This window comes from Chthonomonas sp. (assembly GCF_035294165.1).
Lineage (GTDB): Bacteria > Armatimonadota > Chthonomonadetes > Chthonomonadales > Chthonomonadaceae > Chthonomonas.
Genome location: NZ_DATGLN010000109.1, coordinates 1 through 12,630, shown reverse-complemented (window position 1 = coordinate 12,630; position 12,630 = coordinate 1). Strand labels below are relative to the sequence as shown.

10 protein-coding genes are annotated in these 12,630 nt (G+C 54.1%); 7 read left to right on the top strand and 3 right to left on the bottom strand.

Translation table 11 applies throughout. The features are described 5' to 3' along the window. Nucleotides 1-204 precede the first annotated feature (204 nt). A complete protein-coding gene (locus VKV29_RS05540) occupies nt 205-1,938 on the top strand; it encodes a glycoside hydrolase family 57 protein (protein ID WP_324200310.1) in 1,734 nt (577 codons plus the stop codon). Nucleotides 1,939-1,957: 19 nt separating this feature from the next. Next, entirely contained in the window at nt 1,958-2,890 is a 933-nt protein-coding gene (locus tag VKV29_RS05535) for a DNA glycosylase (RefSeq protein WP_324200309.1), read from the top strand. Here VKV29_RS05535 and VKV29_RS05530 read toward each other — a convergent pair. Next, entirely contained in the window at nt 2,857-3,372 is a 516-nt protein-coding gene (locus VKV29_RS05530) for a DNA methyltransferase (protein WP_324200308.1), read from the bottom strand. The genes VKV29_RS05535 and VKV29_RS05530 overlap by 34 nt on opposite strands. Nucleotides 3,373-3,392: 20 nt before the next feature. After that, the gene (locus tag VKV29_RS05525; protein WP_324200307.1) at nt 3,393-4,937 is read right to left on the bottom strand and encodes a HEAT repeat domain-containing protein; all 1,545 of its coding nucleotides are present in this window, start codon (nt 4,935-4,937) and stop codon (nt 3,393-3,395) included. Between the two features lie 616 nt (nt 4,938-5,553). On the opposite strand from VKV29_RS05525, the gene VKV29_RS05520 reads away from it, so the two are divergent. From VKV29_RS05520 to VKV29_RS05505, 4 genes are all read left to right on the top strand, one after another. After that, a complete protein-coding gene (locus tag VKV29_RS05520) occupies nt 5,554-6,399 on the top strand; it encodes a prepilin-type N-terminal cleavage/methylation domain-containing protein (protein ID WP_324200306.1) in 846 nt (281 codons plus the stop codon). 91 nt (nt 6,400-6,490) lie between these two features. Continuing rightward, nucleotides 6,491-6,742: a hypothetical protein gene (locus VKV29_RS05515; protein ID WP_324200305.1), complete on the top strand. Its 252-nt coding sequence runs from the start codon at nt 6,491-6,493 to the stop codon at nt 6,740-6,742. Nucleotides 6,743-6,838: 96 nt separating this feature from the next. Beyond that, nucleotides 6,839-7,867, top strand: coding sequence for a tetratricopeptide repeat protein (locus VKV29_RS05510; protein ID WP_324200304.1), 1,029 nt, complete (start codon nt 6,839-6,841; stop codon nt 7,865-7,867). Beyond that, a complete protein-coding gene (locus VKV29_RS05505; protein ID WP_324200303.1) occupies nt 7,864-9,570 on the top strand; it encodes a CRTAC1 family protein in 1,707 nt (568 codons plus the stop codon). Before VKV29_RS05510 ends, VKV29_RS05505 begins: the two co-directional genes overlap by 4 nt. A 32-nt stretch (nt 9,571-9,602) precedes the next feature. On the opposite strand, the gene VKV29_RS05500 is transcribed toward VKV29_RS05505, so the two are convergent. Then, nucleotides 9,603-10,415 carry a sugar phosphate isomerase/epimerase family protein gene (locus VKV29_RS05500; RefSeq protein WP_324200302.1) on the bottom strand — a complete coding sequence of 271 codons (813 nt, stop codon included), beginning with the start codon at nt 10,413-10,415 and terminating at the stop codon, nt 9,603-9,605. Between the two features lie 379 nt (nt 10,416-10,794). Here VKV29_RS05500 and VKV29_RS05495 point away from each other — a divergent pair, with 379 nt between their 5' ends. Continuing rightward, nucleotides 10,795-12,561: a R3H domain-containing nucleic acid-binding protein gene (locus VKV29_RS05495; protein WP_343217342.1), complete on the top strand. Its 1,767-nt coding sequence runs from the start codon at nt 10,795-10,797 to the stop codon at nt 12,559-12,561. The last annotated feature ends 69 nt before the right edge of the window (nt 12,562-12,630 follow it).

Here is a 12,630-nt window from a genome sequence, read left to right as displayed (position 1 = left end):
AGTCGAAAGCCCAACAGCAGCTATGTCGCTTTTGCGGTCGCAAGCCCGAAGTGGTGCGACAGTTGACCCCTAGCGGTAAAGTGCAGATGTTCCGCAAATGCTGCGCGGAAGCGGGTCTCGTGGCCTAGCGTGATTTGAAACTTTGTTGAAGCGGCCTGTCCTCCTTAAGGAGGACAGGCTTTCTCCTATCTGGAGCCTCTCTGCATGGTGAAACCGCGCAAACAGGGCTATTTTGCCCTCGTGCTTCATTCCCATATCCCCTATGTGCTCGACCACGGGCGGTCTCCTCACGGCACCGATTGGCTGTCGGAGGTTACCGCCGAAACCTATCTGCCGCTGCTCGACGTGCTCTTTCGCCTTGTCTCCGAAGGCATCTCGCCCAAAATCACCATAGGGCTTACCCCCATTCTCGTCGAGCAACTTGCCGATGAGACGTTTCAAAGCGATTTTGTGGGCTATCTCCAGCAGAAAATAGAGACGGCGCGTGAAAACCAGCAGCAGTTTCGTTATGAGGGCAATACCCATATGCGGGGCCTGGCCCACTTTTGGGAAGACTACTATCAGCAGAAGCTCGACTCTTTTCTGAATATCTACAAAGGAGACCTCGTCGGGGCCTTTCGGAGACTTCAGGATGAGGGGCATATAGAGATACTGACCAGTGCAGCTACCCACGGTTATCTGCCTCTTTTGCTCACCGATAACAGCGTGCAGGCGCAGATTCGTTTGGGGGTGGCCGCCTATAAGGCGCATTTCGGACGCGAACCGCGCGGTTTTTGGTTGCCGGAGTGTGCCTATCGTCCGCGTTACGCCTGGAACGCGCCTCTAGAGGCCTATCGTAGCCTGCAACCGCAGTTGCGAAAAGGCGTTGAGGAGTTTTTAGCGGAAAGCGGTCTGCACTATTTTTTTGTGGATGCCCATCTTCTGCGAGGAGGGCAGACGCTGGGCGTCTATGCGGAACGCTTCAAGGGACTACAAGAGCTGTGGGCGCAGTTTCAACGCGAGTATAGCCCAGAGCGAACGGATCGTACGCCCTATGCGCCCTATTGGGTCAACAGCAGCGGACTCCCTATGCAGCCGGTGGCCTGCTTTGCGCGCGATCCCAAAACCGGCATTCAGGTTTGGAGCGGCGCTCACGGCTATCCGGGAGATGAGTTCTATCTGGAGTTTCACAAAAAGCACTATCCGGGCAACCTGCGCTATTGGCGCGTCTCCTGGCCAAAGGATGATTTGGGGGCCAAGCAGCTCTATGAGCCTTATTTGGCGATGGGCCGAGTGCATATTCATGCCGAGCACTTCGCCCAGTTGGTGCACCAGACGGCGACTTCTGCAGAAACGGAGGAGAACAGACCCCCTGTTGTCGTCGCTATGTATGACACCGAATTGTTCGGGCATTGGTGGTTCGAGGGGCCGGAGTTTCTCTACCACGCCCTGAAGCAGCTTCATGCGCACCCGCATATAGAGCCGATCACGTGCGGTGCCTACTTGGAGAAGCATCCGCCCAATACGGTGGTGGCGTTACCTGAAGGCTCGTGGGGGGAAGGAGGCTATCACTGGATATGGCTGAATGAGTGGACGGCGTGGACGTGGGAGAAGGTCTATGAGGCCGAACGGCTGATGGTAGAGCTGGCACAAACCTATGGAGATATGGAGCGGGTGCAGACCATTCTTCGACAGGCGGCGCGTGAGCTGCTGTTGCTCGAATCGTCGGACTGGCAGTTCAACATCAGCACCTTCACCAGTCGTGACTATGCAGAACAGAGAGTCAACTACCACCACTCTCGTTTTTTACATTTGGCCTCTCTTATTCAACGCGCTGCCGCGCAAGAGACCATCTCTGTTGACGATTGGAACCTTCTCGGGGAGGCAGAAGAGCGCGATCGGTGTTTTGCCCATCTGAACCCGAAATGGTGGGCTGCCGTCGAGTTTCCTGCGACGTAGGGTGAGGAAATAGGGAATTTTGCCGCAGATAACGATGAGCAACGCGTGCATTGCCTGGAGGCGATTCAACTGTCGCCGAGCGCCCCTCCACTTGGAAGCCACCTTGCGCAGCGGCCAGAGCTTTCGATGGCGCCGAGATGCAAATGGCATTTGGTGGGGGACGATAGGGGCGGTTGGTGTGGCCTTGTGGCAGCCCGATGGAGCGCCTTACGGCGATCTTTATTGGCAAACGTTTCCGCAGCCGGACTGCTGGGAGGTGGTAGAGGACTACCTTCAGGTTCGCGCCGATCTCGAATCGCTCTACTGCCGTTGGAGCCTGATGGAGCCACGTCTGGCCGAAGTTTTTCGTGCTTTCGCCGGGCTACGGGTCTTGCGGCAGCCGCCGGAGGAGTGTCTTTTTGCCTTTCTCTGCGCCACAACGAACACGGTGACCAAGATCGAGCGGAGCGTAGGCTATTTAGCACAGCGATATGGCTCTCGCATCTACACCGGTCTTGATGAACCGGCAACTCTTTTTGCTTTTCCCTCGGTTCGTGCGCTTGCCGAGGCGGACGAGAAGGATTTGCGGGCCGGTCTGTGGGGTTATCGGGCACCTTTTGTTGTTCAGACGGCGCAGAGGCTCTTGCAGAAGCCGCAAGGGTGGCTAGAATCGCTGCGCGTTGTGCCCTACGTTGAGGCGCATGAGGCCTTACTCGAGTTCCCCGGTGTGGGGCCGAAGGTGGCGGACTGTGTCTGCCTATTCGCGCTTGACAAATGGGAAGCGGTGCCTGTGGATAGACACATACATCGGCTGGGAGTTCGTCTTTTTCTGCCTCAGTTTGAGGGGCGTTCGTTGACCCCGCGGCTCTACAGGGCTATTGCCGAGGCCTTTCGCGAGCGCTTCGGCCCTATGGCGGGTTGGGCACAGCAGACTCTTTTTTATGCGGAGGCGGGGTTGCACCTGAAAGAGTAAAACGATCTAAGTATGAACTCTAGGCGTGATCTCTCCTTAAGGTGATTGATATGATAGACCCTACCGGAGAGGCGTTTTGAGGCATGAAGGCCGTGACCGAAGCGCCAAATAATGCGATTGCGCAGCTTAAAACCCTGCTTCTTGAAAAGGGGATAGTAGAAGATGTCAAGCGGGTAAACCTCCCCCTCTTCCACAAAGTTGCCGACTTGCCAGCAGAGACTTCCTTCTTTTTTCAAGACCCTATACAACTGCTTTAGGAGGGGCACTTGCGTTTTGAGGTAGTCTGCAATATCTCTGCGGTTTTCGTACTCTTTTCCAAGATTGTAGGGCGGGGAGGTAATGATCAGTTGGATGGTTTCGTCGGGAAGCTGCTCTAGACAGTCGCTTACATCTCCTTGAAAGACAACGAGCCTTGCGTCTATCCGAAAGCAAGGCTCTATGGTTTGGGGTGTTTGCAGGAGAAGGTCGGGTAGCTGTTTCACTCTCTACGGTCTCCTGGTGGTCACTGCGCTTGCTCGAAGCGATTTAGCTGCTGTTGGGCTACGTAGGCCACATCCGCGTCGGAGCTTTTAGCCAGCTGTTCAAGGATGTCCTTTGCTCCGGCCAGATCGGTATTTCCGAGAGCGACGGCAGCCCATCGTTGCAGAGTGGGGTTGGCGCTCTTCACGGCGGTGGCTAGCTGCATAAGGATTTCAGAGCCGTGATCCGAATCGAGCAGTTCGCCCAAGGCGGTGGAGGCATAGTAGGCGGTTGTGCCGCCTTTTGCGAGAAGGGAGATCAGCGTAGGGGCGGCTGCGGGGCCAACCTGTGCTAGCGCTTGTGTGGCAGCTTCGGCCACGGTTCCACTGGGGTCGTTTAAGGCGGCAACAAGGGGCGCGATGCCGCCTCGATTGCCAGAAAAGCCTAGGGCTTTGGCGGCAGCAGCGCGCACGTCGGCATCCTGCGTATCGGTTTGTAACAACCGTGCAAGGGCGGGATCGATTTCCGGATCGCGCACGGGGATGAGCGCCTGGGCGACACCAAGACGTATCTCTTTCTGAGGACTTGACAAAGCTTTAGTAAGTTGTTGTACTACGGCACGGTTTGGGGGGCTATCCTCACCTGGGCGAGCGGCCACGGAGAGGGCGGAGATGGCCGCTGTTCTCAGGTTGAGGTCATAATCCGTGAGCGCTTTGAGAAGCGTGGAGATGGCATCCGGCGTTGCAATGCGCCCTAGGCCGGCGGCGGCCTGAGCGCGGGCGTCGGAATCTACCGAAGGGTCGAGCACCGCTTTGGCAAGCACCGGCTCGCTGGAGGGAGCGGCGATAAGCCCAATGGCGGCGATAACGGCCGTGCGCACTTGGGTGGTGGTGGCCGGGTTCTGAAGCACGGCGATAAGCTTGGGCACAGCCTGTGGGTCTCCTATTTTCCCAAGCGCGTTAGCGGCGCCGACCTTCACCCCGTCATCTTTATCGTCAAGGAGGGCCATCAGGGCGGGAACGCTGCGGTTGTTTGCGGCGGGGTCAAATGTTTTGCTGCTGAGCACATCGCCCACGGGGCCGCGGGCATCGCTGCTCGATTTCAGTTCATTGATGAGCGCCTGTACCACGTCGGGGTTTTGGCGGGGGCCTATGCCATCGGGATCGGTGAGGGCGCGGATAACGCCTTGACGCACATTGATGTCGCTATCGCCAAGGCCGTCCACTAGGGCTTTGATGTTATCTGCTGAGGCCGCACCGATCTGTTTTAGGGTACGCAGAGCCTGATCGCGGACGATCTTATCCTGGTCTTTCAGCATCTGCACGGCCTGTTTCACGGCGTCGGCGTTGCCGAGATCGGCAAGCGCGATGGCCGCCTGGGCGCGCATCTCTTTTGGCTCACCTGCGATAGTGTCGGAGAACTGCTCTTCGGCGATCAGCTCTTTGGCTGCGGCGGCACGCTGAGCCGGCGTACCGTGCGTGAGGTTGTAGAGCAGTTGATGCATGTGGTGGCTGTGCAGGGCAGCTAGGCCTACAACCACGAGAACGATTCCGCCAAAAATAAGATAGTTCAGATATTTCTGTATCACGTTCCCACGCTCCCCAAGCGCAATTCTTTCAAGGACAGGTATCTCTCCATGCATTCTACCTGAATTCGCCTATTTCCTGCTTTCATCGGAGCGAGTGGAGGGAGCGAGGCCTTGGCATCGGGTGAACACAAGGTCTACGCCGAAAGAGACCACGGTGGCTATGGAGCAGTGCTGCGGTGCGGCAGATGCGGAATAAATACTGTTTGGAGCCTCCCTATTCCCAAAACTGAAACAGACATGTTTCTTTCTGTTCTTTTGAGTAATGTGACAAGAATCTGCTGGAAAACAACGAAAAACGTGCACTTTTAGAGTTTTCGTGTTATAATGTAGATGGCTCTCTACGCAAGGGAGGCAAAGCAGAACTCCGTTTGGAGGGATATTTGAGGGAGACTGCATGTGGGCGGCAAAAACGTTTTCGGGTATAATCAAACCGTTCTACAGACGGTTTCCTTCAGCACTCTGGCACAGCTGCCGGTTCCTTATTCACATACGATGGAGTAAGGGGCGGCAGCTTTCGCTTTTGTGGGGGGCTTTCTCTTTTTGTAACAAAAGAGAAGAAGGAGATGTCTGAGGCATTAACGAAACAAAACTTAACGGCTTCGGAGGAAAACGACACATGAATCGCAGAAACGCTTTTACACTTATCGAGTTGCTTGTAGTTATCGCTATAATAGCGATACTTGCAGCCATTCTGTTCCCTGTTTTCGCTCAGGCGCGAGATAAGGCTCGACAAACGGTGGATATCTCGAACCAGAAGCAGATACTGATCGCGATTCTCGCCTACACCCAAGATTATGATGAGATGTTGCCGTTGGGGCAGGTAGGTCCTGTGCACTGGGACGGAAACATCAATACCGATGCTGAAGGGGACGGGATAAACGATGAGATCGACCCCTATATCAAGGCCGGCGTGCCGTGGGGGCCGGAGCGGAAGTCGAGTATCTGGGCCGATCCCTCAGATTCGTATCAGCGCGACGACTGTGATGGAGCGCCGGGCATAGGAGTTGGCTACGATATTAGCTACGGGTTTACCCGATATGATCCTGAACAGCCCCTAAGGGGTTTTGGAGTTTTCGGATACCGTTTGCACCGAGATGGGTCGGACTGGTCTTCTTTGACGCTGGCCGGCGTTCCTAAACCTGGAAGCACGATCATTATGTACCCGTGGTGGAACCCAAATAACTATTCCCGTTTTTATGCCACAACGCGCTACAATATGGGCGATCTGCTTGTTTTTCCGGTCTATCCGAAAGCTTTAAGTATCGGAGATGTCTGTGGGGATGGCTATAACTGGCTTTTCTCTATAGGAGGTCATAACGGAATCTCGGACTTCGGCTTCCTGGACGGCCATGTGAAAGCGATGCCAGCCTCCCGTTTGTGGAATGTAGACCCGACAACCGGTTTGTGGAACCAACAGCCACCCAACATGATGGCATGGAGCGATCAGTATAACACCAACTAAATATCTAGATGTATGTCTGTTCTCCCTCCCGCCGCAGATCGCTCCTGCAGGCGGTGGGGAGAACGAATATCTATTTCTTAGGAGGAAACATATGTCTACACGCGATAGAAACCTCATCATCTTGGCTGTCGTGCTGATTCTCGTTGCGGCAGGCTTTTTCGTCTATGCCTATCGTAAGAATCAGCCCCAAGTGGTTAAAACCGTTCATGTTGACCCAAACTCTTTCCCCAAAGTGCAGTGGATGAAAGAGCATAAAGCCGGAATGAATCCAAATGCTCCTCAATCAGGTGCCGGGGCTTTTGGAACTCCACAAGGCGGAACCGTCCAAAATGCCAATCAGTAGATCGCTCTGATTTGTTTGCATGGTATATTGTGAGGTTAATACTTAGGTGGGGAAGATTCACCAATACCTCTGGCTATCACTGTTTTAGGATTGTCCATGACCCTGAATGCAGGTAGGCGGCCGCTTCTATTTGGCGCTCTTTTGGTAGTCTTGATAGGTGGAATCTATCTCCATCCGTTTTTGTATAGGCGCTCTGTATCTCAAAGCTCTAACGATCTGCATACGCTAAGCAACTACGCACGTACCCATCCTGAGAATTTGACGGCGCAGATCGCATGGGGCAATGCGCTCATGTTGCACGGTCATCCTAATGAGGCCATGCAGGTTTTTGCTTATGCAGCGCAACGGTGGCCACATGATGCACGTCCATATGTTGGTTTGGGAGCACTGGCCGTGCAGCAGCATCGTGATGCTATTGCACAGGTAAATTTTGAGCAGGCCGTCCGCTGTGATCCACACAATGCCCTTGTTTGGCATCTGTTAGGGGAGGTTTATGAGCAGCGTCAAGAACCTGTGGCTGCGATTCATGCCTATACCAAAGCTACCCAACTTGCTCCGAACGATGAGGTAGCTTGGCGGCAGCTCGGGGTGCTCGAAACCAAACGTAAGCTCTATGCCGCAGGATACTCTGCACTGCAGCGCGCAACGGCTCTAAATCCAAACGATGCAAGAGCGCAGATCGATTTTGGTAATATCGCACTTGTGCAAGGACAACTCGTGATGGCCCAACAGGCTTTTACTAAGGCTTTGCAACTTCAACCTCATGACCCTGCTGCGCTGATCGGATTGGCCAATACGGATATGCTTCTTGACCCCTCCCCTACGGGGTTAGCACATGACCTATCTCTTGTTCAACAGATTCCCGATTCTTCACACAATGCCATCGCTTGCGAAACTCTCGGACATATCTACCTGTTGCAGAGGCAATATTCTTTAGCCGTTAAATCCCTTAAAACGGCCGTAAAGGCCAATCCGAAACGGACAACGGCCTATGTGCTACTTTCCCAAGCCTATGCCGCTATGGGGAATGCGCAAGAGGCAGATAGAGCTGCAAAAACATATCAGCATTTGTTGCGCACAGAAGGAGAGGAGGGTGCAACTCCTCCGGTTGGGATGGGGCATTGAAACGCCGTATTGCACGCCGTGAGGTGTTGGGGCTTTTCTTGGGCACCGTGCTAGGAAGTTTGGGCGATGGCTGTGGCCATGATCCCATTCCACAATCGGGGAAAGCCGGCCAGCGTTTTTTGTTCCGAGATGTGGCTGCTGAAGCCGGAATAGACTTTACGCTTGGGCATACCAGCCCAATGCAGGTGAATACCCTTGAAGCTATCGGGCACGGGTGTGCCTTCCTTGATTATGACAATGATGGACATCTCGACATTTTACTGGTTAGTAGCCCCCGCCCTCGGCTTTATCGTAACTTAGGAAATGGGCGGTTTGAAGATGTTACAGAAACGGTACTACCCCCTCCACCCCCTCACGCCCACTTTTTAGGTTGTTCTGTAGCCGATTATGATCGGGACGGTTATCTAGATATTCTGCTCACCGGTTATGGCACGCGCGCGCTCTATCATAATGAAGGTGGCAAAAAGTTCCACGATGTGACATCTGGGTCGGGGTTGGAAGCACATGGTCCCTATGATTGGAGCACCGGTGCTGCCTGGGCCGATATTGATGGCAGCGGCCGGCTCTGTGTCTACATTGGTCGCTATGTGCGCTTTACTCCCTACAGTAAACAGCTTTGTTCCTATAAAGGAATTAATGGTTCTTCTGTCATGATGGCATGTGGACCAGATAGTTATCCAAGCGAATATGGAGCACTCTATCGTTATGATGGTAACGGGCGTTTTGTAGATATTACCGAAAAATCTGGCATGCTATCTCATGGCAATACTTTAGGATGCTTATTTTGTGATTTTAATAATGACGGACTGCCTGATCTCTATCTCGCTAACGATCTTGAACCTGCCGACCTTTTCCTGAACCTAGGAGATGGACGATTCGCAAACATCGCTGTTGCCTCAGGTACAGCTTACGGGGCAGACGCCTCTCTACAATCGGGCATGGGCATTGATTGGGGCGACTATGATAATGACGGACGATTCGATCTTATCGTTGCTAACTACGCCCAAAAGCCGAAGAGCCTGTTTCATAACGAGGGACACGACCTCTTTACCAATCAGTCCTATCCAAGTGGCATCGGTGCCGCCTCCCTGTTGCCTCTTTCTTTCGGCGCCGTCTTCATAGATTTCGACAATGATGGTCTTCTCGATATTGTTTTTACCAACGGTCATGTGGAAAGCCAGATTAGAAAAGTAGACCCGACACAGACGTATCGTCAAAGCGCACAGCTATTTCAAAACCGTGACGGCTCTCATTTTGTAGATATCAGTGCAAGAGCCGGACCTGATTTTACACGGCGTATCGTGGGCAGAGGGATAGCAGTCGGTGACTATGATAACGATGGCTTGCTCGATCTACTCGTTGTGGATGAGGAAGGTAAAGCCCTTCTGCTTCATAACGAGACACCAACGACCAATCATTGGATTCGTTTTCGATGTGTAGAAGGAGAGAAAAACACGTACGCTATCGGTGCGAAGGTGCTTATCGAGTCAAAAATAGGCAGGCGTATTGCAGAAGTGCGGGCCGGTGGTAGCTATTTGTCTGCAAATGCACCGGATGTCCATTTTGGTTTAGGCCAAGTGACTACAGTGGATGCGATACACATTTTTTGGCCTAATGGGCAGAAGCATACATTTTATAAGCTGGCTGCGGACAGACTTTACCTCATACATCGAGAAACAAAAAGCTTAGAACCATTACTGTAGAGAAGACATACGCTATACGAGGAGTAACTTTCTTAGTTCTGTTCCTCGCAGTAAGGCAATAGGCTATCATACATCCGTTTGGCAGCCTCAAGTGGAGGAAGAGCCCAAAGCTCCTTGCTGAACATCTCGATGGAGTAGTAGCCCCTATATCCATAGCGCTCTAGGGCATCAAAAATAGCCCGGAGGTCTAAACACCCCTGTCCCGGAAGCACGCGATCCTCGTTGCAGTGAGAGAGTTCGCCGGGCTTGTCGCGCATGTCGTCTACATGAACATGGTAGATATGGGCCACCGAAAGGGCGTTGATCTGGTCGAACTTAGTGGGGGTGCAATGGTAGTGCGCGGGGTCGAACAGCACCCCAACATTCGGGCGACCGGCACGCTGCACCACCTCTACCGCCGTGCGCAGCGATTTTACCAAGGGAGACCAGTTGAACTCCAAACAGAGCTTTACATCGGTGTCGGCAATGGCGTCGGCCACCGTGGCGAAAGCCTCTGCGAGCACGCCAATGGGGTCGGCAACAGAATGCGCCGGCCCGTCCGTGCCCACCACCAGGCAACAACGAGAGCCAAGCTGTGCCAGCAGCCGGGCGTTCTCGATGATACGCGCATGGTTGTTCGCACGCTGCTCTTTATCGGAAAAGGCCTCTAAGCCGGTTTCAAACCCTCCAATACAGCGTAGTCCGTGCCTCTGTAAAAGATGACGAAGCTCGGGCACCGGGCGATCGCGAATCGGCCCTAACGCGAACTCGACGTTCGCAAAACCAGCTTCGGCGCAGGCCGCCAAAATCTCCTCTAAACTGCCTTTTAACGATACCGTGTTGATAGCAAGTTGGGAACGACGCATCTCTTCTTCCTCAATCGGTGTTGTGCCTTGCCCTAAGGAACGATCTCGTGCGGGCTAGGCGGAATCGATTCGTATATTCACGGCGGGCGAGGTTATTTCCTTTTCAAAAAAGATGCAGGATTTGCGCGGGCGGATCGTGAATTTCAAAATAAAAACGTAGGTGTAGGCCTGGTGGAAACTTTCTTGGCCCGATTTCGGTCTTTTAAAATAGGGAACGCAAAGGTTGAAAGCTGTTCTTCATGCCTTACCAAAGAGGTGGTGCTGCGGCGATATAGTATTGGTAAAAACCTATTGTTCCTGATACGAGGAAGCGACACAAATAATCCGAAAATCTCAATCCTTTCAACAGAGTAGTCTTAGGAGACAATCAAACCCTCTCATGCAAATGCAGAGAATCTCGTCTTGGTACGAACCGGAAGCGCAAGGGACCTCCTTGCATCGTGGGCAAGACCTTTCCGGTTCTTTACGACGCCCACTAACCGTGCAACAACAACAGATCACCGATAATCTCGATCAGCTTCTAGAAACCCTTCCGCCCGACATCCGCAAGTATCTCGAGCAAGAGCCGTCGTTGAACGACCTGCTTGAGATCGTGATGGACCTCGGGCGTATTCCGGAGGCCCGTTTCCCCGAAAGGGTTGTGGAGCTAGGGACAGAGCCGGTTTCTGCCGAGCAGATCGAGTATGTGGTAAGCCGCGTAGGCGCGTTTGGCAAGGATAACCGGGCCGGCATCGAACGCACACTGCACCGCATTTCGGCCATACGTAATCGGCAAGGGCGCATTATCGGCCTTACCTGCCGCATCGGGCGTGCCGTTTTCGGCACCATAGACATCATCCAGGATGTGGTAGAGAGCGGCAAATCCATTTTGCTGCTTGGTCGCCCCGGTCGAGGCAAAACCACAAAGCTGCGTGAGGTGGCCCGCGTGCTCTCCTCCGAACTGAACAAGCGTGTGGTGATTGTGGACACCAGCAACGAGATCGCCGGCGATGGGGATATTCCGCATCCCGGCATTGGGCGTGCGCGAAGAATGCAGGTGAGTTCGCCTGAGGAGCAGCACAATGTGATGATCGAGGCCGTGGAAAACCACATGCCGGAGGTCATCATCATTGATGAGATAGGCACAGAGCAAGAGGCGTTTGCGGCCCGAACCATCGCAGAAAGAGGGGTACAACTCATCGGTACGGCTCACGGCAACAGCCTAGAGAACCTGTTGCTCAACCCCACCCTCTCCGATCTGGTAGGAGGCATTCATGCCGTTACGCTCTCCGATGATGAGGCGCGTCGGCGCGGCACCCAAAAGACGGTGCTTGAACGCAAGGCCCCACCGACCTTCGACGTGGTAATAGAGATCATGGACGTGGATAAGTTGGCGATCCATATGGATGTGGAGAAGACTGTGGACCGCATGCTACGTGGAATCCCGCCACGTCCGGAGATACGGGTACGTACACCCGATGGCCATATCGAGATCGTGCAGCGCTCTAACGAACTGCATCCTACCATTCACGAAGTGCCTGAGCCTGCAGAGGGGAGAGAGGAGGAGGCGCTTTACACGTTTCCGCGGGTGACCCGCAACGGAGATGCGAAAGCCGCCTCCTTCGAGAAAGGGCGTGATGTTGAGGAGGTTTCACGTCCAACACGCCCGCTTCCGTCCACCGTTCGCATCTTTCCTTACGGCGTAAGTCGAAGCCGTCTGGATAGGGCGATAGCGGAGCTACACGTTTCGGCCTTTATCGCCCGTGATGTGAGCGATGCCGATGCCGTGATCGCCTTAAAGGCCTCCTACAAGCGAGAGCCGGCAAAGATGCGGGAGATCGCGCAGCGACGTCTTCCTATCTACACGATAAAGAGCAACACCTACGCGCAGATAGCGAGTTGTCTGCGTGAGATTTTCCGCATGGGTACCGGCGACATGGGGCCTGAGGAGCTTGAGGAGGAGTTTGATATGGAGGATGCGGCTCTTCAGGAAGCTCGCGAGGCCATCGAGATCGTGAAGCAGACGCATACGGCCGTGGAGCTGTCGCCGGCAAGCCCCCAAATACGTCGTCTACAGCACCTCCTTGCGGAGCGATACCAACTGGCTTCGGAGAGCGTGGGGGTCGAGCCGCAACGTCGTGTGCGCATCTTACCCATCGGCGCGTGAGCCTCACGATGTCATCCAAAGGCCGGCTCATCACGTTTGAAGGCATTGATGGCGCAGGAAAGAGCACCC

Bases quoted from the DNA above. Each gene is read 5' to 3' on its own strand.
- VKV29_RS05540 (WP_324200310.1), top strand. From the start codon at position 205: ATGGTGAAACCGCGCAAACAGGGCTATTTTGCCCTCGTGCTTCATTCC.
- VKV29_RS05520 (WP_324200306.1), top strand. From the start codon at position 5,554: ATGAATCGCAGAAACGCTTTTACACTTATCGAGTTGCTTGTAGTTATC.
- VKV29_RS05515 (WP_324200305.1), top strand. From the start codon at position 6,491: ATGTCTACACGCGATAGAAACCTCATCATCTTGGCTGTCGTGCTGATT.
- VKV29_RS05510 (WP_324200304.1), top strand. From the start codon at position 6,839: ATGACCCTGAATGCAGGTAGGCGGCCGCTTCTATTTGGCGCTCTTTTG.
- VKV29_RS05500 (WP_324200302.1), bottom strand. From the start codon at position 10,415: ATGCGTCGTTCCCAACTTGCTATCAACACGGTATCGTTAAAAGGCAGT.
- VKV29_RS05495 (WP_343217342.1), top strand. From the start codon at position 10,795: ATGCAAATGCAGAGAATCTCGTCTTGGTACGAACCGGAAGCGCAAGGG.